General features: G+C 65.9%; 20 protein-coding genes. 7 read left to right on the top strand and 13 right to left on the bottom strand.

The genetic code is table 11. From position 1 onward, the window contains the following. Window positions 1-72 precede the first annotated feature (72 nt). The 3 genes from ACN9MB_RS08410 to hutU all read right to left on the bottom strand — a co-directional run bounded on the left by ACN9MB_RS08410 (window position 73) and on the right by hutU (window position 3,556). On the bottom strand, window positions 73-468 hold the full coding sequence (locus ACN9MB_RS08410; RefSeq protein WP_204635542.1) for an MAPEG family protein: 396 nt from the start codon (window positions 466-468) through the stop codon (window positions 73-75). Window positions 469-753: 285 nt separating this feature from the next. Continuing rightward, window positions 754-1,767: a class A beta-lactamase gene (gene bla, locus ACN9MB_RS08405; RefSeq protein WP_426271477.1), complete on the bottom strand. Its 1,014-nt coding sequence runs from the start codon at window positions 1,765-1,767 to the stop codon at window positions 754-756. A gap of 118 nt (window positions 1,768-1,885) precedes the next feature. Then, window positions 1,886-3,556 carry a urocanate hydratase gene (gene hutU / locus ACN9MB_RS08400; protein ID WP_426271476.1) on the bottom strand — a complete coding sequence of 557 codons (1,671 nt, stop codon included), beginning with the start codon at window positions 3,554-3,556 and terminating at the stop codon, window positions 1,886-1,888. Between hutU and ACN9MB_RS08395 the strand changes: the two genes are divergently transcribed. The 4 genes from ACN9MB_RS08395 to ACN9MB_RS08380 all read left to right on the top strand — a co-directional run bounded on the left by ACN9MB_RS08395 (window position 3,474) and on the right by ACN9MB_RS08380 (window position 8,010). After that, window positions 3,474-4,274: a YybH family protein gene (locus ACN9MB_RS08395; RefSeq protein WP_426271475.1), complete on the top strand. Its 801-nt coding sequence runs from the start codon at window positions 3,474-3,476 to the stop codon at window positions 4,272-4,274. The two genes, hutU and ACN9MB_RS08395, sit on opposite strands and share 83 nt — an antisense overlap. Window positions 4,275-4,323: 49 nt before the next feature. After that, window positions 4,324-5,820 (top strand): AlkA N-terminal domain-containing protein, encoded by a 1,497-nt coding sequence (locus ACN9MB_RS08390; RefSeq protein ID WP_426271474.1) that lies wholly within the window; start codon window positions 4,324-4,326, stop codon window positions 5,818-5,820. Continuing rightward, window positions 5,820-6,350: a methylated-DNA--[protein]-cysteine S-methyltransferase gene (locus ACN9MB_RS08385; protein WP_426271473.1), complete on the top strand. Its 531-nt coding sequence runs from the start codon at window positions 5,820-5,822 to the stop codon at window positions 6,348-6,350. The genes ACN9MB_RS08390 and ACN9MB_RS08385 overlap by 1 nt, the downstream gene beginning before the upstream one ends. Window positions 6,351-6,714: 364 nt before the next feature. Then, complete coding sequence (locus tag ACN9MB_RS08380) at window positions 6,715-8,010, top strand: ectonucleotide pyrophosphatase/phosphodiesterase (protein ID WP_426271472.1); 1,296 nt, start codon at window positions 6,715-6,717, stop codon at window positions 8,008-8,010. Between the two features lie 43 nt (window positions 8,011-8,053). Here ACN9MB_RS08380 and ACN9MB_RS08375 read toward each other — a convergent pair whose 3' ends face one another. Both ACN9MB_RS08375 and ACN9MB_RS08370 read right to left on the bottom strand, forming a co-directional pair. After that, entirely contained in the window at window positions 8,054-8,437 is a 384-nt protein-coding gene (locus ACN9MB_RS08375; RefSeq protein WP_426271471.1) for a VOC family protein, read from the bottom strand. 8 nt (window positions 8,438-8,445) lie between these two features. Continuing rightward, window positions 8,446-9,627 (bottom strand): MFS transporter, encoded by a 1,182-nt coding sequence (locus ACN9MB_RS08370; RefSeq protein ID WP_426271470.1) that lies wholly within the window; start codon window positions 9,625-9,627, stop codon window positions 8,446-8,448. Window positions 9,628-9,961: 334 nt separating this feature from the next. On the opposite strand from ACN9MB_RS08370, the gene ACN9MB_RS08365 reads away from it, so the two are divergent. Next, window positions 9,962-11,674, top strand: a complete 1,713-nt coding sequence (locus ACN9MB_RS08365; RefSeq protein WP_426271469.1) for a GGDEF domain-containing protein — start codon at window positions 9,962-9,964, stop codon at window positions 11,672-11,674. 4 nt (window positions 11,675-11,678) lie between these two features. Here the strand turns inward: ACN9MB_RS08365 and ACN9MB_RS08360 are convergent, their stop codons facing one another. The 5 genes from ACN9MB_RS08360 to ACN9MB_RS08340 form a co-directional block, all read right to left on the bottom strand. After that, window positions 11,679-12,671, bottom strand: coding sequence for an alpha/beta hydrolase (locus ACN9MB_RS08360; protein WP_426271468.1), 993 nt, complete (start codon window positions 12,669-12,671; stop codon window positions 11,679-11,681). 5 nt (window positions 12,672-12,676) lie between these two features. Then, the gene (locus tag ACN9MB_RS08355) at window positions 12,677-15,679 is read right to left on the bottom strand and encodes a glycoside hydrolase domain-containing protein (RefSeq protein ID WP_426271467.1); all 3,003 of its coding nucleotides are present in this window, start codon (window positions 15,677-15,679) and stop codon (window positions 12,677-12,679) included. Window positions 15,680-15,776: 97 nt separating this feature from the next. Further along, a complete protein-coding gene (locus tag ACN9MB_RS08350; protein ID WP_426271466.1) occupies window positions 15,777-16,802 on the bottom strand; it encodes a multidrug resistance efflux transporter family protein in 1,026 nt (341 codons plus the stop codon). A gap of 25 nt (window positions 16,803-16,827) precedes the next feature. After that, window positions 16,828-18,192, bottom strand: coding sequence for a sensor histidine kinase (locus ACN9MB_RS08345; RefSeq protein WP_426271465.1), 1,365 nt, complete (start codon window positions 18,190-18,192; stop codon window positions 16,828-16,830). Next, window positions 18,189-18,875 carry a response regulator gene (locus ACN9MB_RS08340; protein ID WP_426271464.1) on the bottom strand — a complete coding sequence of 229 codons (687 nt, stop codon included), beginning with the start codon at window positions 18,873-18,875 and terminating at the stop codon, window positions 18,189-18,191. Before ACN9MB_RS08340 ends, ACN9MB_RS08345 begins: the two co-directional genes overlap by 4 nt. A 162-nt stretch (window positions 18,876-19,037) precedes the next feature. Here ACN9MB_RS08340 and ACN9MB_RS08335 point away from each other — a divergent pair, with 162 nt between their 5' ends. Next, window positions 19,038-19,532 (top strand): Spy/CpxP family protein refolding chaperone, encoded by a 495-nt coding sequence (locus ACN9MB_RS08335; protein ID WP_426271463.1) that lies wholly within the window; start codon window positions 19,038-19,040, stop codon window positions 19,530-19,532. 172 nt (window positions 19,533-19,704) lie between these two features. Here ACN9MB_RS08335 and ACN9MB_RS08330 read toward each other — a convergent pair whose 3' ends face one another. Next, window positions 19,705-20,820, bottom strand: a complete 1,116-nt coding sequence (locus ACN9MB_RS08330) for an aldo/keto reductase (RefSeq protein WP_426271462.1) — start codon at window positions 20,818-20,820, stop codon at window positions 19,705-19,707. A 106-nt stretch (window positions 20,821-20,926) separates the two neighbouring features. Here ACN9MB_RS08330 and ACN9MB_RS08325 point away from each other — a divergent pair, with 106 nt between their 5' ends. Beyond that, window positions 20,927-21,841, top strand: a complete 915-nt coding sequence (locus ACN9MB_RS08325; protein WP_426271461.1) for a LysR family transcriptional regulator — start codon at window positions 20,927-20,929, stop codon at window positions 21,839-21,841. Here the strand turns inward: ACN9MB_RS08325 and ACN9MB_RS08320 are convergent. Together ACN9MB_RS08320 and ACN9MB_RS08315 are read right to left on the bottom strand one after the other, a co-directional pair. Next, window positions 21,838-22,113: a hypothetical protein gene (locus ACN9MB_RS08320; RefSeq protein WP_426271460.1), complete on the bottom strand. Its 276-nt coding sequence runs from the start codon at window positions 22,111-22,113 to the stop codon at window positions 21,838-21,840. The genes ACN9MB_RS08325 and ACN9MB_RS08320 overlap by 4 nt on opposite strands. A 113-nt stretch (window positions 22,114-22,226) precedes the next feature. Next, window positions 22,227-23,594 carry a formimidoylglutamate deiminase gene (locus tag ACN9MB_RS08315; protein WP_426271459.1) on the bottom strand — a complete coding sequence of 456 codons (1,368 nt, stop codon included), beginning with the start codon at window positions 23,592-23,594 and terminating at the stop codon, window positions 22,227-22,229. Between the last annotated feature and the right edge of the window lie 34 nt (window positions 23,595-23,628).

Here is a 23,628-nt window from a genome sequence, read left to right as displayed (position 1 = left end):
ACGCTTCCGCCCTGGGAAGCGCCGAGGATTTATTGCCGGAAACGTGCAGCGCCCCTCAGGGCGCGCATTGCGTTAGTGCGAACAGAATACGCCGGACAAGACCATCAGCAGTCCCGCGAGCGACACCACCCACACCAATGTGCGCAGGTATGGAATGCCGACCACGTACACCGGCAGATAGACCACGCGCGCCCAGAAGTACAGTTGCGCACCCAGCGCGGTCGTGGTGTTGGCGCATTGCCCGACCAGCACGGCCAGCACAGCGGCTGCAAAGAACGGGAACGTCTCGAGGAAATTTCGGCTGGCACGACCCGCGCGGTCGGCGGCACCGGTCAACGCAACCTCACCGGTGCGGTTGCCGGCATTCCAGGACAGGCCGCGCTGCCGGGTGGCGAGCGTCACCGCCAACAGCACGTACACCACGCCCAGCAGGATCGACCACGCCAACATCTGCAGTTCGACCGACATGTCGCACCTCCTCGTTGGGATGTGCCCACATGATGCGCCCAGGACCCGTTGGAAACCACTGCGAGACCAATGGCCTTTTCAGAATCTCGCCTGGGCGCCCATGTTTCCCTCACCGTCATTCCGGCGCAGGCCGGAATCCAGTAGCGAGCAGGTTCGGTTGTCGCGACGGTCGTCCAGGTTGCAAAAGGTTTCGCGAAAACTTGGAACAGAGTCTTCTGGATTCCGGCCTGCGCCGGAATGACAGTGATGGGGACAGGTGGTCACCAAGCGTGCTTGGACAGGCTCTTAGCGCCCCGCTGACCGCACCACGGCGCGTGCGATGTCGGCGAACAAAGCCGCCTGCTCATCGGACGCACGCGAGTCGAGCAGAAACGCCGCGATCAACACCTGCCGTCCATCCGGCCAGCGGATGATGCCGATGTCGTTGTAGGCCCCGGTGCGTCCGTCGAGCGCGCCCGACGTGCCGGTCTTGTCGGCAAACTGCAGGTCGTTCGGGATACCGGCACGCAGCCGATTGGGGATGGTCTGCGCGTCCATCAGCGCAAGAAGTCGCTGCGTCGAGGCCGGCGACAGCAGCTCACGCCCTGCGAGCTTGCGAAGAAACACAATCGCCGCGTCAGGCGTGGCACAGTTGCGCGGGTCGGCAAGAAAGGCCTGATAGCCCAGCTTTCGCCGATGCTCCACGGCTTCGTCCGACTCCTGCGCCGACTCCGTTTCCCCCGGCCGCAGGCCGTAGAACACCTGGGCGATTCCCGCTTCATCGGTATCCACCCGCATGCCTTCAATGCCATGCGAATGCAGGTACGCCATCACCACGCCCGGTCCACCGACCGTGCGGATCAACGCGTTCACGGCCGTGTTGTCGCTCTCGCTGACCGCGGCCTTCAACAATTGCTCGACGGTGAACGTCATCTGCTCGCCGTGGAAGTGCGCGCCAATGGACGGAATCGCCGAACCGCCCTGCACCTGCCCACGGGTGATCGTCACCGTCTGCTGCAGCGACAGCGAACCGTCGTCGACACGTGCAAGCACCGCTGCCGCCACGGGCGCCTTGAACACGCTCATCATAGGGAACGCGCGCCCGGCGTTGATCCGCGTCGACTGGCCCGACGTCAGATCGAGCACCGCGATGCCCAGCGTGCCCGGACGCGCGCGCAGCACCAGCGCATCCAGCGACTGCTGAAGTGCCGGATTGGATGAGGTGGGCGAGGCCGGCTCGCTGGCCAGGGTGGCAGTCGGTACGCAGGCGAAAGCGAGCGCTGCAGCAATGCAAGCCCGCCGCATGGTCGAAGTCATCATCGAAGATCCTTGCCGATGTCGTTGTAGTTGTCGCCGGCCACGTTCGCAGCCGGTCATGGCAAACCTGTGGCGCTGCTCTGTCCTTGGACGGGCGCAGCGCTTGGGGTGCTTCAGGCGATCAGATCATCGGCAGCTTGAGGCCCTGCTCCCTGGCGCATTCGATGGCGATCTCGTAACCGGCATCGGCATGACGCATCACGCCGGTGCCCGGATCGTTCCACAGCACACGCGCAATGCGCTGGTCCGCCGCCTCGCTGCCGTCGCACACGACCACCACGCCGGAGTGCTGCGAGTAACCCATGCCCACGCCACCGCCGTGGTGCAACGACACCCAGGTCGCGCCGCCGGCCACGTTGAGCATCGCGTTCAACAACGGCCAGTCGCTTACCGCGTCGGAACCGTCGCGCATCGCTTCGGTCTCGCGATTGGGGCTGGCGACCGAACCGGAATCGAGATGGTCGCGACCGATCACCACCGGCGCCTTCAGCTCGCCGTTGCGCACCATCTCGTTGAACGCGAGCCCGAGCTTGTGCCGCACGCCCAGGCCCACCCAGCAGATGCGCGCCGGCAGGCCCTGGAAGTTGATGCGCTCCTTCGCCATGTCCAGCCAGCGGTGCAGGTGCGGATCGTCGGGGATCAGTTCCTTCACTTTCTGGTCGGTCTTGTAGATATCCTCCGGATCGCCGGACAGCGCCACCCAGCGGAACGGACCCACGCCGCGGCAGAACAGCGGGCGCACGAACGCCGGCACGAAGCCCGGGAACGCAAACGCGTCCGCGCAGCCTTCGTCCTTCGCCATCTGCCGGATGTTGTTGCCGTAGTCGAACGTGGGAATGCCCTGGGCGTGGAACGCGAGCATCGCTTCCACGTGCTGCTTCATCGACTGCTTGGCGGCCTTGGAGGTGCCTGCCGGATCGCTCTTGCGACGCTCGAACCACTGGTCGACCGTCCAGCCCTGCGGCAGGTAGCCGTTGACGGGATCGTGCGCGCTGGTCTGGTCCGTCACGGCGTCCGGGCGCACGCCACGGCGCACGAGTTCCGGCAGCACGTCGGCGGCGTTGCCGAGCAGCGCGATCGATTTTGCTTCGCCGGCGGCGGTGTACTTCGCGATGCGGGCGAGTGCATCGTCCAGATCGGTCGCCTGCTCGTCGACGTAACGCGTCTTCAGGCGGAAATCGATGCGGCTCTGCTGGCACTCGATGTTCAACGAGCTAGCACCGGCCAGCGACGCGGCGAGCGGCTGCGCGCCGCCCATGCCGCCGAGGCCGGCGGTGAGTATCCACTTGCCCTTGAGGCTGCCGCCATAATGCTGGCGCCCCATCTCCACGAACGTTTCGTAGGTGCCCTGCACGATGCCTTGCGAGCCGATGTAGATCCACGAACCGGCCGTCATCTGGCCGTACATCATCAAGCCCTTCTTATCGAGCTCGTTGAAGTGCTCCCAGTTCGCCCACGCCGGCACCAGGTTCGAATTGGCGAGCAGCACGCGCGGTGCGTCCGGATGGGTCGGAAACACGCCGACCGGCTTGCCGGACTGGATCAGCAGCGTCTCGTTGTCGTTGAGTTCGCGCAACGCGCGCAGGATCGCGTCGAAGCATTCCCAGTTGCGCGCTGCCCGGCCAATGCCGCCGTAAACGACCAGCTCAGCCGGGTTTTCCGCCACGTCCGGGTCCAGGTTGTTCTGCAGCATGCGGTACGGCGCTTCGGTGAGCCAGCTCTTGCAGCTCAGCTCGCTGCCGCGCGGCGCGCGGATGGTGCGGGTGGTGTCGATGCGGGTGGGAGCGTTCATGGGAAGCGTCGCAGCCAGGGGAAAGCGCCATTGTGGCGAGCCGTCGCGATGCCCGCAAACCGCACTGCGGCAAAAGGCCGGCGAACTCTGCCATCCGGCACTGTCGCGCCGCGAGGCGAGAAACCATGCTTGCGGCAGTCCCCTGGAGGCTGCGCCCATGCTGCGTTTCCTGTTCCTGGCCGTACTTGGCACGACCGCAACCGTCGCTCATGCGCAGACGGCGGAAACGTCACGCTGCGCGGTGTGGCAAAGAGAACTGTCGTTCGCGGCGTCAGTGGAACGACACGACGAAAAGGCGTTTGCCGAACACATCGAAAGCGACGCGGTATTCGCGGCAAACACGGCCCGCCCACAGCGGGGTCGCGCTGCGATCGTCAAGCAATGGAAGTCGCTGCTGGAAGGCAAGAGCGTGCGCGTACGCTGGTATCCGGCCTGGGTCGTGCAGGCGGGCGATCCTTCGGTCGTATTGTCGAGCGGACCGGCCCTGCTGGAAAACCTGGCGCCGAATGCGAATCCGCGTTACACGCTGATCGCGTTCAGTACGGTGTGGCATCGCGGCAGCGACGGCGTGTGGCGCGTGATGTTCGATGGCGGCGACGAAGGCCGCGCCGCCACGGCGCAGGACGTCGCGAATTTCGAGACGGGACGCCGTGCGCAATGCTCCCCCGATCTCGTCTCGCTCGCGACCCTTGACCGCGAACCCGCCGCCCAGCATTGATGTCCGAAAACGGCGAGTGACACCCGGGCGGCGGTGCTAGCCTAAGCACATGGCACCCTCCCACGACCACCCGATTCCCGACGGCAAGACGTGCGAACAGGCACGCCTCAGCCGCGACGCCCGCTTCGACGGCCTGTTCTTCACAGCGGTCACCAGCACGCGCATCTACTGCCGACCGGTATGCCCGGCGCCATCGCCGAAACCGCAGAACGTGCGCTATTACGGCAGCGCGGCCGCGGCGGAAGCGGCGGGCTTCCGGCCGTGCCTGCGCTGCCGGCCGGAACTCGCGCCTGGCAACGACGCGTGGCAACGCGGCGACCACGTGATCGCCCGCACGTTGAAACTGATGGACAGCGGCGCGTTCGACGCATTGTCGGTCGATGCGATGGCGGAGCGCGTCGGCGTCGGTGCGCGACAATTGCGCCGCGTATTCGTGGAACGCCTCGGTGCGCCGCCGATCAGCGTGCATACGACGCGTCGACTGTTGTTTGCAAAACAATTGCTGACGGAAACGACGATGCCGGTAACGGAGGTGGCGCTCGCGTCCGGCTTTGGCAGCCTGCGCCGTTTCAATGCGGCGTTCCTGCAGGCGAACCGGATGGCGCCGCGCGACTTGCGTCGCCATCCAAGCGCGACGACGGGCGACGCGATCACGTTGCGGCTCAGCTATCGGCCACCGTACGACTTCGAAGCGATCCTCGCGTTCCTGCGCGGGCGCGCGCTGCCCGGCGTCGAACAAGTGGACGAACACAGCTATGCGCGTGTGTTCGGCACACCGGACGCGCCGGGTTGGCTGCGCCTGAGCGCGTGGCCGGGCGGCGATCACGCGCTGCGTCTGGAGCTGCACTGCCCCCAGCCCGGACAGATGCTCGGCGTGGTGAACAAGTTGCGGCGCATGTTCGATCTGGATGCGAGCCCGCAATCGATCGGCGATGCCTTGAAGGAAAGTCCGGTCCTGCGCCCGCTGCTGCGCAAACGCCCGGGCCTGCGCCTGCCCGGTGGCTGGGACGGCTTCGAGATCGCGGTGCGCGCGATCCTCGGTCAACAAGTGAGCGTGGCGGCAGCACGCACGCTCGCCACGCGCATCGTGCAGCGCTTCGGCACGCCGGTGACATCGCCTGTTGCCGGGCTGGAACGTTTGTTTCCCGGTCCCGAACTGCTCGTGGAGGCGGATCTGAAAGCCCTCGGCCTGACCACGGCGCGCGCGGCCACGGTGCGTGGCGTGGCGCAAGCACTGCTGGATGGGCGCATCGATTTCCGCAGCGAGCAACCGCTGGACGAATTCGTCGAGCGCTGGGTGGCGTTGCCGGGTATCGGCGAGTGGACGGCGCATTACATGGCGATGCGCGCGCTCAGCCATCCGGATGCGTTTCCCGCCGCCGATCTCATTCTTCGCCGCGCCGCGGCAGGCGATGGCCCAGAATTGTCGACGAAGGCGTTGACGTCGCTTGCCGAAGGCTGGCGCCCATGGCGTGCGTATTCGGTCATGCACCTGTGGCGCAGCGCGAGCGATGCGGCACCGCCCCCGAAGAAGAAGGTGGCGTGATGTCCGACGAGACGATCTGGTTCGACAGCATGGAAACGCCGATCGGCACGTTGCGCATGGTGGCCGACACGATCGGTTTGCGCGAAGTGTGGTTTTCCACCGGACGTCACCAGCGGTCGCCGCAGCCCGGCTGGGTGCATGCGCGCGAACCTTTACGGCAGACCAGGCAGCAGCTCGAGGAATACTTCGCCGGCTTGCGCACGCAGTTCGACCTGCCCTTGCACCCGCTCGGTACGCCGTTCCAGCAGGAAGTGTGGTGGGAACTCGCGCGCATTCCGTATGGCTGCACGATCAGCTACGGCGAACTCGCGCGACGCATCGACCATCCGCAGGCGGTACGCGCCGTAGGGGCTGCGAACGGCCGCAATCCGCTGCCGATCATCTTGCCGTGCCATCGCGTGATCGGTGCGAACGGCAGCCTCACCGGCTTCGGTGGCGGCTTGCCGACGAAGCGGTTTCTGTTGTCGATGGAAAGCCGTGTGGCCGACGGCGACCTGTTTGGCGCCGTGCTGCAGGGCGCCGGGCGCTAGCCAGTCACCGCTCGTTCGTCGACGGCGGTGGCGTCACCGCGTTCTGGTACGAATCGAGTCGATGCGGCGTATGCGAAAGATGATACGGCTCGCCTACCGATGCCTCGGGCGATGACGCGCGCTTGCGCGGGCTTTTCGTATCAACCTGCGATGGCTTCGTCGCAACATGTGGCGCCGACTTCGTCGGCGCGGCCGCTGCAGCCACACTCGCCGCGGCGGCAGGCGTCCCGTCCGGCGTGGGATGCGCCGTCACCACACCTGCCCATAGCGGGCAAGTGGCAAGTGTTGCGTAAAATAAAACACGTGTAATGGTCATACGCCTGGGCGATCATACGGCCTTTGTATCGATATTAAGTCACCGCGTATGAAGATCCTGTTTCGCCCGCTGCTCTGTTCGCTGATGGCATTCGGAGCCGGTTGCGCCACGCCTCAACCACAGCCCGCCCCTCCCGCCGCCGTCAGCGCACCGCCGGCCGCAGCGAGCGCGAAACCGGCACCCGCGCCGCTGCTGCTGATCTCGATCGACGGCTATCGCACCGACTACATCGAACGCGGACTCAGCCCGACGCTGGCGTCGCTCGCGAAACAAGGCGTCCGCGCCGCCGACGGCATGCAGCCGTCGTTTCCGTCGCTGACGTTCCCGAACCACTACACCATCGTCACCGGCCTGCGTCCGGATCACCACGGCATCATCAACAACACGATGAGCGACCCGATGCTCGGCAAGTTCTCGCTGAGCAATCGAGACGCGGTGAGCAACGGCCAGTGGTGGGCGGAAGCGACACCGTTGTGGGAAACCGCACAGGCGCATGGCATGAAGACCGCCACCATGTTCTGGCCCGGATCCGAAGCCGATATCCACGGCGAACACCCGGATTTCTGGAAGCCGTACGACGGCAAGGTGACGCCGGATCAGCGCGTGGACCAGCTGCTGGCATGGCTCGATCAACCGGCTGCCGAGCGCCCCACGTTCATGACGCTGTATTTCGATGCGGTGGACCACGCCGGCCACGACTTCGGTCCCGACTCGCCGCAGGTCAACCAGGCGCTCGTGGAGACCGACGCCGCACTCGCCCGCCTGGTCCAGGGACTTCAGCAGCGCGGCCTGCTCGATCGCATCAACATGATCGTGCTCGCCGATCACGGCATGGCCTCCGCACCGATGCGCAACGCCGTCGTGCTGGACAAGCTGATCCCGATCAGGCATGTGGACCTGGTGAGCGTCGGCGTGCTCGCCGGCCTCAACCCGAAGCCGGGTTTCGACTTCGCGCCGATCGAAGCGCAGCTGGAGAAGCCGCAGCAACACATGACCTGCTGGAACAAGTCGCGCGTGCCGGCACGCTTTGCCTATGGCAGCAATCCGCGCGTGCCGCAGCTGCTGTGCCTTGCCGATGTCGGCTGGCGCATCTCGACCAGCGACTATCTGGCGAAGAAAAAGAAGAAGCCGACCCAGGGCGACCACGGCTACGACAACGCAGCACCGCAGATGCAGGCGCTGTTCGTGGCGCACGGCCCGGCGTTCCGCGAAGCGGCGCTGGTGCCTTCGTTCCCGAACGTCGACGTGTATCCGTTGATGACGCACCTGCTCGACCTGCCGCCCGCGGCGAACGACGGCAACTACGACGCGGTGAAGGGCATGCTGAAGCCGGACGCGCAGTAAGGCCGGCAGTCCTTCGCGGGAGCGCGCCATGCGCTCCCGCGCTTCAATCGAGATAGTGGCTTACCTCGATCAGGTTGCCGTCCGGGTCGCGGAAATAGACCGACTCGATCGGCCCGCGCGCGCCCGTGCGCTGCACCGGTCCTTCTTCGATCTCGACCTGCTGTTTCCTCAGGTGTTCGATCACCTGCGCCGTACTCGAAGACGTAAGCAGACATAGATCGGCCGAACCGGGCGTGGGCCGCTCCGCCTTGGGTTCGAACTCCTTGCCGTGCTCGTGCAGGTTGATCTTCTGCACGCCAAAGGACAGCGCCTTGCGGCCTGCCCCGAAAGTCACTTCCTGCATGCCCAGCACGCGCGTGAAGAACGCGATGCTGGCCGCCACATCGGCAACGGTCAATACGAGATGGTCGAGTGCGTCGATCTTCATGGCATGCCTCACTGGGGAATCGGCGGCTCCGTCTCCGGCTTGGACGGGCTGACCAGTGGCGGCAGGCGGTACAGGCGCAGCGCGATCAGCAAGCCCGCCACGATCAGCGCGCCGACGAACACCGCCACGCCGTTCCAACCGTGCGACGCATAGAACAGGCCGCCGCTGGCGCCCGCTAGGCTCGAGCCCATGTAATACGCAAACAGATACAGCGAAGACGCCTGCGCCTTGTTGTTGCCTGCGCGGCGCCCTACCCAGCTGCTGGCGATGGAATGGCCGCCGAAGAAACCGAACGTGATCGCCACGATACCGAGCACGACCAGGGCCAGCGGCCGGGTGACCGTCAATGCCAATCCCACCAGCATCAGCGCGAATGCCGTCCAGAGCACCTTGCGCCGGCCCAGCTTGCCGGCGAGATGTCCCATCCAGGCCGAGCTGAAGGTGCCGATCAGGTAGACGCTGAAGATCGCGCCGACCACGGCCTGGTTCAGTCCGTACGGTGGCGCCAGCAGACGGTAGCCGATGTAGTTGTAGAGCGTGACGAACGCGCCGAGCAGCAGAAAACCTTCAGCGAACAGCCAGGGCAGGCCCGCATCGCGAAAGGCGGCAGCGAAGCGTCCCATCAACGCGCCGAGATGGAACGGCTGGCGCACGTGGTGACGCGATGGCGGCAGGCTGTACCAGAACACGATGCCGGAGATCAGGCCGATCGCACCGACGGTGGCGACGCCGATGCGCCAGCCCACGAACTCGGCGAGCACGCCGGCCACCAGCCGGCCGCCCATGCCGCCGATCGCATTGCCGCTGATGTACAACCCCATGCCCAGGCCGATCGAGTCGCTGTGCATTTCCTCGCTCAGATACGTCATCGCGACCGCAGGCAGGCCGCTCAGGGTGAGCCCGAGCAGCGCGCGCAACAACAGCAGCGTGTGCCAGTCGGGCACCAGGGCGGTGAGCAGGACCAGCAGCGCCGACGACAGCAGCGAGGCGGTCATCACGGTCTTGCGTCCCCAGGCGTCCGAGAGACCACCGGCAAACAGCATCGCGAACGCGAGCACGCCGGTGGTCAGCGACAGCGACAGCGCCGCCGTGGCCGCGCTCACCCCGTAGTCCTTGCTGAACTCGGGCATCAGGGGCTGGGTGCAATACAACAGGCCGAAGGTGGCCAAGCCGGCCGCAAACAGCGCCATATTGGTTCGTCGAAACGCGGGCGTGCCGTGGCGGATAAAGCTCTGGGGCTCAAGTTCGTCCGCTTCTGGCCGATGTTTTGGCCGAGACACCGGTTCCTCGCCTTCCCGCCTTGCCATGCTGTCACTGCCTTGCCACCTGCGAAGACTCCTAGCATAAGCCTTGCCGAGATCGTGTTCGACCCGCCGCTCAGGCACAAATCCGCAGGGCTGCCACGCCCGGAACTGGCAACCATCCATGTCACGAGGGTAACGTGATACATAAAGGCGCCGGGGAGAGGTCCGAAGGATGGCCCCCGCAGGACGGTTAGCGGGGGCTGGCCGATACAGGGGCGATATGCGTTTTCGCGAATCCATCGTGATGGTTGTGGCGTGGATGTGCGCCTTGTTCTTCGCGCTGGCCGCGGAGGCGGTGCCTGCGCACGCGAACGTCCCGGCCCTGCAGGTGGCCGCGCTCGCGCCGCTGAAACCGGCGCCCTCCGCCGAGCAGGTCATCCACGGCGGCATGGATGACCGCTTCAAGCCCAGCCGTACCACGCACACGCCCAATGCGGTGGAGACGCAACGCTGGTATCGCCTCAGCATCGACCGCGACTGGCACGAGACGAGTTCGCCCGTGCTCAACTTCACCGGCGCTACCTATATACGCATCACCGTGTATGCGCCGCCGGACTATCGCCCGCATGAACTGTGGTTTGCCCAGACCGAGGAGATGGCGCGTTTCTCGCGCCATCATCTGGCGCTGGAACTGCCGCACGACCTGCGCGCCGGACAAGCGATCTACGTGAGGATCGCCGCGGACAATTTCACCCGGCAGATCCGCGCCGACATCACGGACATGGCGACATACCAGGCGCAAGACCTCACCCACGTGCGCCTCACCACGCTGTTCTCCAGCGTGCAGTTCACCATGGTGCTCGCTGCGCTGTGCCTCTGGCTGGTGCTGCGCGACCGCGTGCTGCTGTATTTCATCGGCTACACCGGTTGCCAGCTGATGAACCAGCTGCTGACCAGCGGCGAGATGTACGAGCTTCCCGGCGGCGCGTTGCTTGTGCCGCTGGGCACGCATGCACCGTGGCTGTTCATTGCGCTCAGCGCGCCCTTGCTGCTTTCCTTCATCCTGGAATTCTGCGAGCTGCGCGAGATCACGCCGGGACCCGCCCGCGTGCTAGGGCACATGCGCTGGCCGTATCTGGTGATCGCCACGCTGCTGTGTTTCCCGTTCGCGGAACGCATGCATCTGCTGGCCAGTGCGTACAACCTGTGGTTCATCGTCACCTCGCTGTGGGCGCTGAGCGCGGTGATCCTTGCCGCCTCGCGGCACGGGCGGCAGGCGCGCTTCTTCCTGGTGGCGTGGTTGCCGCAGGTGCTGCTGACCCTGGTGCGGCTGAGCCAGATCCTGCTGGCGCTGGACCTGCCCCGCTGGCTGGAATACAGCCTGCCGTTCGCCACCGCGTTCTGCAGCGTGGTGGTCACCATCGGCCTGGCGGATATCTCGCTGCGGGCGCGGCGCGAACGCGACATGGCCCACCATCTCGCCGACCACGACGCACTCACCGGCCTGCTCAATCGGGGCGCCCTGGTGGGACGCCTGCACGATGCCGTGGCACAGGCGCGGCCGCAGCACCAGCCGCTGGCGCTGATCTTCCTCGACATGGACCACTTCAAGTCGGTCAACGATCGCTTTGGCCACCAGAGCGGCGATGCCTGCCTGCGCGCGGTGGCCGACGCCATTGCCGACGAGCTGCGTCCGACCGATAGCCTCGGCCGTTACGGCGGCGAGGAATTCGTGGCCTTGCTGCCGGCGACCGCGCACGAGCAGGCCATGGCCGTGGGCGAGCGCATTCGCCGCCGCATCGAAGCAATGCAGGTACATGCGCGCGGCCATACGTTCCAGACCACCATCAGCATGGGCGTGGCGAGCCTGATGGGCATCAACGACACCGCCGACGACCTGATCGCCCGCGCCGATGCGGCGCTCTACCGGGCCAAGACCCAGGGCCGCAATTGCGTGGTGGCCCACACACCGCTCACGGCGGTGGCGGGCTGAGTCATCAGGGGGACGGCGAGGCGGTGTCCTTGCCGTACGCCCACTGCAGGAACACCGGCAACATCCGCTTCCAGGTGGCCTGGTTGTGCTCGCCGTCGGCGAACAGATCGTAGGCAACCTCGTCCGCGCGCGAGGGGTGGTTGGCATAGTCCATGTCGACGCGGTAACCAAGATCGCGCAGTCCGCGACGGTGCGTGCCATCGGGTGTCCGGAAACCGTTGATCAGGTCCTGCAGGTCCTCCACGGCGTCGATCGTGCCGTTGTGGTTGCGGTCATTGGTTTCCTCGCGTCCGCCGATGGCAAACCAGAAACGCACCGGCTTGCGCGACCCGGCGCGGTCGACCATCGCCTGCGCCAATCGCGTGCTCTGAACCGCATTCGCATCGCTGCGGTCGGCGGCCAGCCAGAACGAGGGAGAGAACGCCCCGACCTGCCCGAACACATCCGGATATTCCCAGCCGAGACAGAACGCATTGAGCGCGCCGAGTGACCAGCCCAGCATGCTGCGGCCTTGCGCCGTGGCCTGCGTGCGGTAGTGCGCATCGACATACGGCACCAGCTCGTTCGCCAGCCATGCCGAGTAGTCGTAAGCACGCGCACCGATAGGTCCAATACGCGATCCGCCGACGATGCTTTGCCGGCGCGCGCGATCGAACAATCCGTAACCCGATGCGCGATCCTTCAGCATGTCGACCGCGACCACGATCACCGGCTCGATGGCGTGCTGCGTATACAGCGTCGCCAGCGTCTGCTGCAGGCCCACGGCCTCCATGTCCTGTCCGTCGTTCGCGTACAACACCGGATAACGTCGACCGGATGTCGCGTAATCCGGGGGCAGATACACACTGACCTTGATCTGCTCAGGTGCGAAAGCTTTCGCATCGAGCGCAAGCTTGACCGGTGGCACAGCCGCTTGATCCGCTGCATACGCCAGCGACGACAGGCCAAGCACGCCGACGAACAGGCATGCAGCGAACGGTTTCCAACCTTTATGCATCACCATCACTCCACCACGATCAACCAGCCCTTGCCGGGCTCCACGGAAACCACGTCGCCCGGCTTGAACGACGCCCTGGGCTGAAAGCCCGCTATTTCAGGTGCGGTCAACGACACGCGGCCAGGCGACAAGCCCAGCGCCTTCCAGTCGACGGCGAGCCGCACGTCCACCGTTTGCGGCGCCCACGACGCGATCGCGATCAGCGTCTTGTTGCCCCTGCGCACGTAGCTGGTGGCGAGCACGTCGTCGCGGCCGGTCTTCACCGGCGTGTCGTGCACCCACCAGCCGATCATCTCGGCCTGCTCGATGCCGACCGAATCCCACAGCTTCCACAAGGCGCGGGGATCGCTGCCCGGTGACCAGCCCAGCCGGTTGGTCATGCCGAACAGCATGCCGCGCCATGGATTGCCGTCGTTCTGCAGCATCTCGCCCATCAGGCCATACGGAATGCCCGAGATCTCGGTGAGCCAGTACGTGGGCGAGGTCTTCTGGTAATCGAACTCCTCGCCAAACCACAAGCGGTCGATGTACGGGAACAGTTCCATGTATAGCAATGCGCTGTTGATGTAACCGTCGCGCGGGTTGAACTGGCTGGCCGAATGCAGGTCGATCAGCGGGTCGGCCCGATGGGCCTGCAGCACCTTGCGCACGCGCTTCATGGTGGTGCGGTCGTAGGCCACGTCGTCCAGGTACAGGCCATCGATGCCCACGTTGCGCGCCAGCCAGTCCAGCCCTTCGATGTAGAAGTTGTGCCAGCGGCTCTGCCCTGCGTTGATCACGGCCGCATCGCGATTCTCGGGCACGTGCCACGCCGCGATGTAGTCGCCGTCCAGATGTTCCTGCAGCCACGAGAATCCGCCGCCCTTGCCCGCGCTGATCACCTCGTGACCCAGGCTTTCCAGCATCGGCAGTTCCGGCGCACGGTCGGACAGCTCGCGCACGGTGTCGTAGATCTTCACGCGCATGCCGCGCTGATGGGCGGCGTCGATGTACGCACGCATCGCCGCCGGTTCGAGGAACGGATAGTTGATCCACGGATTGATCGGCGTGGCGTGATGGATGTTCACCACGTCCGCGCCATCGGCCTTGATCGCGTCGAGATCGCCGTACTTGTGGAAGAAACGCTCGGCGAAGTGCTTCGCCGGGTCGATGGTCTTGAACGGCGTCACGCGCATGACCAGGTCGTAGTGCAGGGTCTCGCCGGCTTTCATGCGGCGAGGGCCGCTGAAGGCGTCGACGCGATAGTCCTTGTCTTCGTTGCGCAGATGGATGCCGCCCTGCCCGCCGTTGTCCCAGGAGGTCGGCATGCGCAACGGCTGCTGATGGTAGAAATTGGTGTTGAGCGGGCGCCGGTAGTTTTCGTCGCGTAGATGGAATTCCAGGCCCGCGTTCACCGAACCGATCCAGGCACCGTCCTGGTTGTTTTCGACGTTCCACTTCCAGCTGAAATCGTCGGGAGCGCGGTCACCCTGGCGTCCCAGGCCCAGTTGGTAAGCCGCCGCTGCATGTTCCATCGGGATGGACAGGCGGATATCGCGCAACGACACATCCTGCTGCGCAGACAGCGCAATCGCCAAGACCATGCTGCCATCCGCTTCCAGGCTACCCTTCACCTCGCCCTGCAGTGCGCCTGCATTCGCCGCGACCTGCCAATGCACCATGCCCGGACCATCGATCTGGACTTGCAGCAGCTGCGCGCTGGTGAGGACGTGCTGGCCCGCGTCGTCCTCGACGGTCAGCCGAATCGGTGAAGCGAGCAGCGCCTTGGACGTCTTGCTGAAGCCGGTCATGCGCTCGTCGAAGCGGCTGCTGATCCTGGCCGGCAGGCCGCTGACGCCAAGCGTGATCTCGCGTCCCAGGATACCCAGCGTGTCGCCACGCACGGTGATGGGTGTCAGCGGCTTCACTACGGCGTCGTCCTGCGCCAGCGTCGAATTGAGCCAGCGCAGGCGGGTGAGCTTGAACGGATCGTCGTCGCCATGCGCGACCGCGCTACCGCTGCCCACCGTGATCGCCAAGGGAATCGATTGCGGAGGCAAACCTTCGGCAGTCACGGTCATCCGACCGCGGTACAGGCCGGGCTTCGCGCCGAGCGGAACATCGAGCCCCATCCACAACGGCTGCATGCGTCCTTGCGCCACGTCCACGCGCGCGGTGAATGGATGGCCGTCGTAGCCGACGCCGCCGAGGTTGAAACAGGTGAACGCGCTGGCGGGAAGGCTGGCGCCATCGTCGGCATGCAGATCGCTGAAACTGACCCGCACATCATTCACGGCGGCGCGCGGCGCCCAGGCGCCCAACTGGAAACTCAGGTATTCGCCGCGCTGTGCCGTGTCGCTCAGCGCGCCGCCGGGCCCGCGATTCGCCCAACTCTCGGGCAACGCATCGAACATGCGGATGGGGTTTGCGCGCGTCTCGGGAAACAGCAGCAATCCCTCCGTGGGATGCGCCGCCAGCAAGGCCTGCAACTCATCGGCCGTCGCCGTGCGTTCCATCGAGGTATAGGCATCGAAGTCGTCGACCGCTTCGTAGCGCAGCACCGTGGCCTGCGGCAATCGTGACCAGCGCGAGGCATCGCCCACCCGGCTTTTCCACGCGGCGTCCGCCGTGTCCGACGGCATCGCATAGGTCACCGTGGGGTAATTGCTGCGCCCCTTGCTGACATAGGGCTGGTAGTAGATGGCGTACGTGCCCGCCTGCGTGGCCTGGAACACGAGTTCGCCGCTGGCCGGATCGATGCGGCCGCGCAAGACGTTGGGCACAACCGAACCATCCGGTGCGGTCACGATCACCGCGACTTGTTCGGGATGCGCATCGCGGCGGCGCCAGGGAATCAGCACGCGCACCGCGTTTGCCGGCTTATCCACCTGCACCAGATAACGGTGGTTGCCTAGCGCGTCGGCGTTCCAGCGGAGCGCTTGCTGCGTGATGGGACGCTGCGCATGACTGAGGCCAGAGGCGCCCAGCAACACGCCCGCGATGATCCAAGCACTACGCCTATGCCCCATGCTCACCCCTGCCCAGAAAGGCGGCGACGCAAAGGCATCGCCGAAACAGAGTGTTTAACCCGAGCGGATGGAGCGGGCAAGTTCCAGAAGACCGACCTCAGGCGCCGCGATCGGTGCGCAGCGCGCGCAGCTCTTCCTCGTGGCCCGCCGCCGAGCGGCCGCTCACCCAGCCGAACAAGGCAATGCCCAGCACGATCAGGATCGCCCCAAACGCGGAATAGCCATGCGGCCACGCTTCGCCCAGGAAGACGGCGCCGATCACCGTGGCAAACAGCAACTCGGCCGCCTGCATCGCCTCCACGGCCGCAAGCGCGGTCGGTTCGCTGCGCACCATCGCGGTGGCGTGGAAGAACAACACCGTGGCGATCACGCCCGACGACAACGCCACGCCACCCGCCAGCCCTATCTCGCGCCAGCTCGGCGGCCCCACCGCGAACCACGTCACCGCCGCCAGGACCAACCACAGCGGCCAGCTGCACAGCGTCATGCCGAGCACGCGTTGGGTGGCGCCGATGTGCGAGCCGCTGCGTTCCAGATGCAGCAGCACCATGCGGTTGCCCAGCGGATACATGAAGGCCGAGAACACCACGGCCGCCATCGCCAGCCAGTCGCTGGCGCGCAGGCGGCCTTGTGCATGTCCCCATTGCAGCGCGAACACGCCGACCACGATCAATGCACCGATCGCCACGCTGCGCCATGCCAGATGCCTGCGGGCGTCGCGATAGATCAGCGGTGCCAGCAGCGGACCCGCCAGCACGGTGGTCTGGAAACTGCCCGCCACCAGCCAGGAAGGACCGCTGTTGGCCGCCCACGTCAGCGGCAGGCCGAACAAGACGAAGCCCACCGTGCTCCACAGCAGCCATTGGCGCGGATAACGCTTCAACTCGTTTGGCAATTCGCCCAGGCCGCCCTGCCACGGCAAGGCGATGGCCAGCAACGGCAAGGTGATCAGATAACGTAGGATCACCGCCCACGCCCAGTGACCGCCGCCCGCCACCAGGCTGCGGTTGAGTACATAGGTCATGGTGAAGAACAGCGCCGCGCACAGCGCCAGTCCCACCGCGGCGATAGCGTTGGAGCGCATCGGCAGGCCGTGGTCGAAAACACCGAGTGTCGCAGACACGCGGGTGTTTTCGAAGACCGGCGACTCAACCCTCGTCGGGCGCCAACGGCAGCTGCAGGCTCACCCGCAGTCCGCCGCCTTCGACATTCGCCGCCTGGATATCGCCGCCATGCGCCTTCACCACGCGCTGCACGATGGCCAGGCCGAGGCCGTGGCCATCGGCGCGCGAGGCATTGCTGCCGCGAAACAGCGGGCGGAACAGCGAGCCGAGTTCCGTTTCGGGCACGCCAGGTCCGTTGTCGCGCACCGATACATCCACGCGGCTGCCAACAGCCTGCGCCTTCAACTCCACGCGCCCGCCGTGCGGGCTGAACTTGATCGCGTTCGCGATCAGGTTGTCGAACGCGCGCTCCAGCAGCAGTTCGTTGCCGGACACTACCGCAGGTGCGCTTTCGATCAACGCCAGCGTGATGTTGCGTTCCTTTGCTTCCAGGCCGGCACGCCGCACGCTTTCACCCAGCAATGCCGTCACATCCACCGGCTCGCGATTGACGCCGGGAATGCCGCCCTCCAGCCGCGACAGCGCGAGCATCTCGCCGGTCATGTCATCGAGACGACTGATCTCCTGCTCCGCTTGCAGGAAGTAACGCGACGCTTCCTCCGGCGTGCTGCTTCGTTGCGCGAGGTCGAGGATCAGGTGCAGGCGCGCCAGGGGCGAGCGCAATTCGTGTGAGAGGTCCTGCAGCACGCTGCGGTCGTGCGCCACCAACGCTTCGATGCGTTCGGCCATGGCATCGAAATCGCTGGCGAGCTGGGTGAGTTCTTCGGGCGCGCGACGCCCCTGCCCTTCCACGCGCGCCGACAATTCACCCGCGGCCATGCGTCGCGTGGCCTTGCTGATCGCCTCCACCGGCTTGGCCACGCTGCGCGCCACCCACCAGCCCACGAAACCGATGAAGAGCAGCGAAAGGCCGCCTTGGATGGCAAGAAAAATGGTCTGGCGGGTCTGCTGGCGCAGGCGCGAATGGGTGCGGCTCAAGGCCACCAGTTGGCGCACGTGTCCATCGCTGCCCTGCACCTGCTGTATGGCGAGATAGAGATTCGGCCATGGCTGCAGCACCATGTCGCGTTTCTCCTCCAGCCAGCTCGGCAGCGACGCCTGCATCGACGACGGCATGCGGATCGGCGACAGCGACTGGCCGTTCTCGAACAGCGTCGCTTCGATGCCTTCGCGCCGCTGTTGCAGCGACCACTCCGTCAACGCCGTCGAACCGCCGCGCTCGTAGGCCTGGTCGGCACCCTGCGCGAGGTTGGACCAGTTGATCTCCACCGCCGTGCTGTACTCGATGAAGCTCTGTGTGAGGAAGATGCCCAGCGCCAGCGCCAGCAGGTTCGCCGCGCAGAAGCTGATCAGCACGCGCCAGTACAGCGAACTCTTGAACGGACTCACGCCGCACCCGCCACGAGGCTGTAGCCCGCGCCGCGCACGGAGTCGATCCGCGGCGCCTGCGGCGACGCTTCGGCCAGCTTGTGGCGCAACCGGCTCACATGCACATCGATGCTGCGATCGAAACGTTCCAGCTCCCGCCCCAGCGCCATGCGCGTGAGCGTGGCCTTGTCGATCAGTTCGCCGGCACGTTGCGCCAGTGCCAGCAGCAACTGGAATTCCGCGCCGGTGAGCGACAGTTCCTGCTCGCCGACATACGCGCGGCGCTCGCCCGGTTCCAGTCGCAGCAAGCCGACCTGCAAGCTGCCGGCCGTGGCCGGCGTGTTGCGGCGCAGCTGGGCGCGCACGCGCGCCAGCAGTTCGCGCGGCAGGCAGGGCTTGGTGAGGTAGTCGTCGGCGCCCAGTTCCAACCCGATCACGCGGTCCACCGGCTCGCCCTTGGCCGACAGCATGATCACCGGCAGGCGATGCTTGAGACGCAGTTCGCGCAACGTATCCAAGCCGTCGCGGCCCGGCATCATCACGTCGAGGATCAGCAGGTCGGGGCGCAGCGACGGATTGTGCAGCTGGGCCAGCCCCGTATCGCCGTCGTGGGCGACGTCCACGCTGAATCCCTCGCGCCGCAGGTACTCGGCCAGCAGTTCGGCCAGTGCGCGGTCGTCGTCGACTATGAGGATTCTGGGCATATCGGGGATGGCTTCTTCAGGGCTGGCAGCCATTCAAGCGGGGCGAAGGAACTTGCTCCACCGGCTTTACCGTTCTTTACCTTCCCGCAAAGAACATACACATAGCGCTGTCGTCAAATAGCTACCACGCAAGACCCATCCACAACGACACAGGTAATCCCCATGCGCAAGAACATCTCGCTCGCTCTGGTGCTCGCTTCGGCTGTTGCCCTCGCTCCGTTCGCCATCGCCTCGGCGCAGGACGGCGGCCCGCATGGCGGCTTCCATGGCCGCGGTCACGGCGGGTTCGAGGCGTACAGCAAGCTGAACCTCACGGACGCCCAGAAGGCCAGCATCAAGCAGATCATGCAGAGCTCCTTCTCGCAGGGTAAGGCCCAGCGCCAGGCCCTGCGCCAGCAGCGTGAAGCGTTCGAACAGCTGGCTCCGAACGCGTCCGGTTACCAGGCCGCCGCTACCGCCCTGGCCCAGGCCGAAGGCGCCGCCACCACGGCTCGCGTGCAGCAGCGCGCCGCCATCCGCGCCCAGGTCTACGCCATCCTGAGCCCGGCCCAGCAGGCCCAGCTGGCCACCTTCAAGGCCCAGCGCGAAGCCCGTCACCAGCAGTGGGAGCAGTTCAAGTCCCAGCACCCGACCACGGGTTCGTCCTCGGCCCAGTAAGCCCCCAAGAACCATCGGCGTCCCCTCGACGCCGGCAACACCAACGGCGCCAGCCTGCATGCTGGCGCCGTTTTTTTTGGTTCCCCACCTGTGGGAGCGCCCTTGGGCGCGACGTGTGCGCATCGACGCCTCGCTCCGTCAGGTTGTCGCGCCCCAAACAAAAGCGTGACGATCAGTCCGCCTTGAAACCCGCCTGCTGCAATGCCGGCACGTAAACCCGGTGCGCATAGCTTTCCGGCTTGTTGCCCACCGACACGCCACCATGGATGCGCGACTGCTGCACGTCGCCAAAGAACCAATACGGAAACGCAGGCTCCAGCGCACTGGCGTCGTTCAAGCGTGCGCGCAGAGCGGCGGGAAGATCGAACGACAGTGCAGCGAGGTTGTCGTCCAGCTGCTGCAGCTTGGTCGCGCCGATGATCACCGAGGCAATCCCCGGCTGCGTCGCCACCCAGTTGAGCGCTACTTGTGCCATCGGCTTGCCGATCTCGCCGGCCACGTCTTCCAGTGCGGCCACGATGGCCCAGTTGCGTTCGGTGAAACGATCGAAGCCCGGCGCGCCGGAGATCTTCGACAGACGGCCGTCGCCCGCCGATCCGGCCTGGCCCGGCGGGTACTTGCCCGACAGCAGGCCCATGCCCAACGGACTCCATGCGGTGATGCCCATGCCGAGTTCCGCCGCCATCGGCACGAACTCGTGCTCGATATGACGCTCGATCAACGAATACTCCAGCTGCAGGTTCACCAGCGGCGTCAGCGCATGCGCTTCCGCATAGGTCTGCGCACGCGAGGCGTACCAGGCGGGCACATCCGAGAGGCCGGCGTAGCGGATCTTGCCGGCGCGCACGAGATCGTCGAGCGTGCGCACCACTTCCTCGGCCGGCGTCAGGCGATCCCAGGTGTGCAGGATGTACAGGTCGATGTAGTCGGTGCGCAGGCGGCGCAGCGAGCCTTCCACCGCACGCAGGATGTTCTTCCGGCCATTGCCGCCGGCATTCGGGTTGCCGGGCTGGGCGTTGTAGCTGAACTTGGTCGACAGCACCACGCGGTCGCGCGTGCCGCTGTCGGCGACGAACTTGCCCAGCAGCTCCTCGCTGGCGCCATCGGTGTACAGATCGGCCGTGTCGATGAAGTTGCCACCGGCGGCCAGGTAACGGTCGAACATGGCGCGGGCGGTGTCTTCCGCGGCGCCCCAGCCCCAGTTGTCTCCGAAGGTCATGGTGCCCAGGGCAAGGCGGCTGACACGCAGGCCGGAACGGCCGAGGGTGTAGTAGGCATCGAGCGACATGGCGAACTCCCGTGATGGTGGGTGGAGCGGATGGGCGCAGCATGCGCCTTGCCATTACGGGGAAAAATCCGCATCTTGTGGATGCTTTATTAAGTAAGGCTAATTAATGGCTCTGGACCATACGACCGCCCTGCGCGCCTTCCGCCTGATCGCCCGGCACGGGAGCTTCACCCGCGCCGCCGCCGAGCTGGAGGTCACCGCCTCCGCGCTGAGCCAGACCCTGCGCCAACTCGAGGATCACCTTGGCGTGCGCCTGCTGCACCGGACCACCCGACGCGTCGGCTTGACCGAAGCCGGCCACGCCTTCCTCGAACGCATCTCCCCCGCCCTGAGCGAAATCGACGACGCCATCGACGCGCTGCGCCAGCACGGCGACCGTCCGGCAGGCACCTTGCGTATCGCCGTGCCCCAAATGGTGCTGGACCACTTCATTGCGCCCAACGTCGCCAGCTTCATGCGCGCATGGCCGCAAGTGAAGCTGGATATCCAGGTCGAAAACCGCCTTACCGATCTGATCGCCGAAGGCTTCGACGCCGGTATCCGCCTGGGCGAACGCCTGCACCGCGACATGGTGGCGCTGCCGCTGGGCGGCCGGCAGCGCGCGGTGGTGGTGGGTTCGCCGGCCTATTTCGCCGCGCACGGACGACCCGCTCATCCACGCGACCTGGCCAGCCATGACTGCGTGCGCTTCCGCTTCAGCAGCAACGCGATCTATCGCTGGGAATTTGCCCACCCGTCGGGCACGTCCAAGGGCCAGTGGTTCGAACTCGACGTGGACGGACCGATCACCACCAACGATCCGACCATGGCGATACGTGCCGCCATCGACGGCCTCGCCTTGACCCACATGGTCGAACCCTCGGTGCGCGCGGCGCTCGCCGACGGGCGTCTTGAAAGCGTGCTCGACGACTGGTTGCCGCCTTTCGACGGCTTCTATCTCTACTATCCCAGCCGACTGCAGGTGCCGCCGAAACTGCGCGCCTTCATCGAGCACCTGCGCGCATGCGTGGAACGGCCTTAAACCTCGATCCGATGCGTCCACTCGGGCACGCCGTGCTTCTGCAGGTATTTCACCAGGTTCTCCTCACCGAAGAACTCCGGCTCACCGTCCTTCAGGTAGCCCAACGCGCTGAGCTCGCTCTGCAAGCCCGTCTGCAGCGTGGCCGCCTCCACCAGATGGGCGAGCAGCTTGGCCTGTTCGCCGTCGGTGGCCGTGGCGTCGAATACGTTGACGGTGACCCACTGCCCCGTGATCAGTGGCACTTCGATATGGGCAAACTTGATGACGAGCATAACGGGGACCTCAAAGGGGATAGGGGTCGGAGATGGCCGTGCCATGACCGATCGATAGCAATGTCGACGCGACGAAAACGACTTCGCCGCGTGCATGGATTGTTGGCAGCGGGCTAGCGCCGCACCAGTCGTTCCATCACCGAGCGGTAGCGCGCGGCGATGCGATCTTCGTCGCGGTGGCTGAAGCCCCGCACCACCCATTCGCCGCCGACCATGACGTCGCGCACCAGCGGCGTGTTGCCGGCGAACAGGAAGCTGTCGATGATGGAATGTTCGTCGCGCGCCGCAAGCAGGGGAGCACGGTCTTCCAGCACCAACAAGTCGGCGCGCAGCTTGTCGCGCAACTCGCCGATGGGCAGGCCCGAAGCCAGCGCACCGCCGCGCAAGGCCGCCCGCCACAGTGTCTCGCCCACGCTGTCGCCCTGGCGACGCGCGGCAATGTTGCGGTGACGCGTGGCCAGGCGCTGGCCGTACTCCAGCCAGCGCAGTTCTTCCACCGGCGACACCGAGATATGCGAATCCGAACCGATGCCGAGCGTGCCGTTCGCATCGAGGTAATCGGCCAGCGGAAACAAGCCATCGCCGAGATTCGCCTCGGTGGTGGGACACAAGCCGGCGACTGCGCCGCTACGCGCGATCTGCTCCCTCTCCCGCTCGCTCAGATGCGTGGCATGGATCAGCGTCCAGCGCGCATCCACCGGCGCATGCTCGAACAGCCACTCGACCGGTCGCGCCCCGCGCGTGGCCAGGCAATCCTGCACTTCGCCGATCTGTTCGGCGATATGGATATGGATCGGACAGGCTTTCGCCGCGTCATCGGCGAGCACCTCGCGCAAGGCTTCTTCGGGCACGGCGCGCAGCGAATGCAACGCGATGCCGACGCGCAAGCCGTCGCTCTCGTGCTTGCGCAGGCTGTCGAGCAAACGCAGATAGGACGGCACGTCGTGGCCGAAGCGGCGCTGACGCGGCGCCAGCGGACGGCCATCGAAACTGCCGCTCATGTACAACACCGGCAACAAGGTCAGCGCGATGCCCGCTTCGCGCGCGGCCTCGATCAACGCCAGCGACATCGCCTCGGGCTGCGCGTACGGCGTGCCGTCGGGCTGGTGATGCAGATAATGGAACTCGCATACCTGCGTGTAACCGCTCTTCACCATCTCCATGTACAGCTGCGCAGCGATGGCCTGCAGTTCGTCCGGTCCGATGGTGGCCGCGAACGCATACATCGTTTCGCGCCAGGTCCAGAAACTGTCGTCGCTCTTACCCTTACGCTCGGCCAGGCCGGCCATCGCCCGCTGGAAAGCGTGCGAATGCAGGTTGGGCATGCCCGGCAATACCCACCGACCCAACCGCTCGCCCGTGCCCGTGCCGATCTCGGTGAGCATGCCGCCACTGTCGACGGCCAGCAGCGCATCCGACCTCCAGCCCTGCGGTGTCCACAGTCGGTCGGCGGCGTAGCGGGTCGAGATGGTGGCTGCCATGCGCAGGCTCCTCGGGAACAGAGTTCGAGTGTAC

It is taken from the genome of Dyella kyungheensis, assembly GCF_049913195.1.
In the GTDB taxonomy this organism is placed as follows: domain Bacteria; phylum Pseudomonadota; class Gammaproteobacteria; order Xanthomonadales; family Rhodanobacteraceae; genus Dyella; species Dyella kyungheensis.
Note: the sequence above shows the minus strand (reverse complement) of the source record. Positions and strands in the feature narration are given on the sequence as shown.

Excerpts from the sequence above, each read along its gene's own strand:
- ACN9MB_RS08390 (WP_426271474.1), top strand. The coding sequence starts at position 4,324 with ATGGCACCCTCCCACGACCACCCGATTCCCGACGGCAAGACGTGCGAA.
- hutU (WP_426271476.1), bottom strand. The coding sequence starts at position 3,556 with ATGAACGCTCCCACCCGCATCGACACCACCCGCACCATCCGCGCGCCG.
- ACN9MB_RS08325 (WP_426271461.1), top strand. The coding sequence starts at position 20,927 with ATGGCTCTGGACCATACGACCGCCCTGCGCGCCTTCCGCCTGATCGCC.
- ACN9MB_RS08385 (WP_426271473.1), top strand. The coding sequence starts at position 5,820 with ATGTCCGACGAGACGATCTGGTTCGACAGCATGGAAACGCCGATCGGC.
- ACN9MB_RS08365 (WP_426271469.1), top strand. The coding sequence starts at position 9,962 with ATGCGTTTTCGCGAATCCATCGTGATGGTTGTGGCGTGGATGTGCGCC.
- bla (WP_426271477.1), bottom strand. The coding sequence starts at position 1,767 with ATGATGACTTCGACCATGCGGCGGGCTTGCATTGCTGCAGCGCTCGCT.
- ACN9MB_RS08355 (WP_426271467.1), bottom strand. The coding sequence starts at position 15,679 with ATGGGGCATAGGCGTAGTGCTTGGATCATCGCGGGCGTGTTGCTGGGC.
- ACN9MB_RS08380 (WP_426271472.1), top strand. The coding sequence starts at position 6,715 with ATGAAGATCCTGTTTCGCCCGCTGCTCTGTTCGCTGATGGCATTCGGA.
- ACN9MB_RS08360 (WP_426271468.1), bottom strand. The coding sequence starts at position 12,671 with ATGCATAAAGGTTGGAAACCGTTCGCTGCATGCCTGTTCGTCGGCGTG.
- ACN9MB_RS08315 (WP_426271459.1), bottom strand. The coding sequence starts at position 23,594 with ATGGCAGCCACCATCTCGACCCGCTACGCCGCCGACCGACTGTGGACA.
- ACN9MB_RS08370 (WP_426271470.1), bottom strand. The coding sequence starts at position 9,627 with ATGGCGCTGTTTGCGGCCGGCTTGGCCACCTTCGGCCTGTTGTATTGC.
- ACN9MB_RS08335 (WP_426271463.1), top strand. The coding sequence starts at position 19,038 with ATGCGCAAGAACATCTCGCTCGCTCTGGTGCTCGCTTCGGCTGTTGCC.
- ACN9MB_RS08340 (WP_426271464.1), bottom strand. The coding sequence starts at position 18,875 with ATGCCCAGAATCCTCATAGTCGACGACGACCGCGCACTGGCCGAACTG.
- ACN9MB_RS08320 (WP_426271460.1), bottom strand. The coding sequence starts at position 22,113 with ATGCTCGTCATCAAGTTTGCCCATATCGAAGTGCCACTGATCACGGGG.
- ACN9MB_RS08330 (WP_426271462.1), bottom strand. The coding sequence starts at position 20,820 with ATGTCGCTCGATGCCTACTACACCCTCGGCCGTTCCGGCCTGCGTGTC.
- ACN9MB_RS08375 (WP_426271471.1), bottom strand. The coding sequence starts at position 8,437 with ATGAAGATCGACGCACTCGACCATCTCGTATTGACCGTTGCCGATGTG.
- ACN9MB_RS08410 (WP_204635542.1), bottom strand. The coding sequence starts at position 468 with ATGTCGGTCGAACTGCAGATGTTGGCGTGGTCGATCCTGCTGGGCGTG.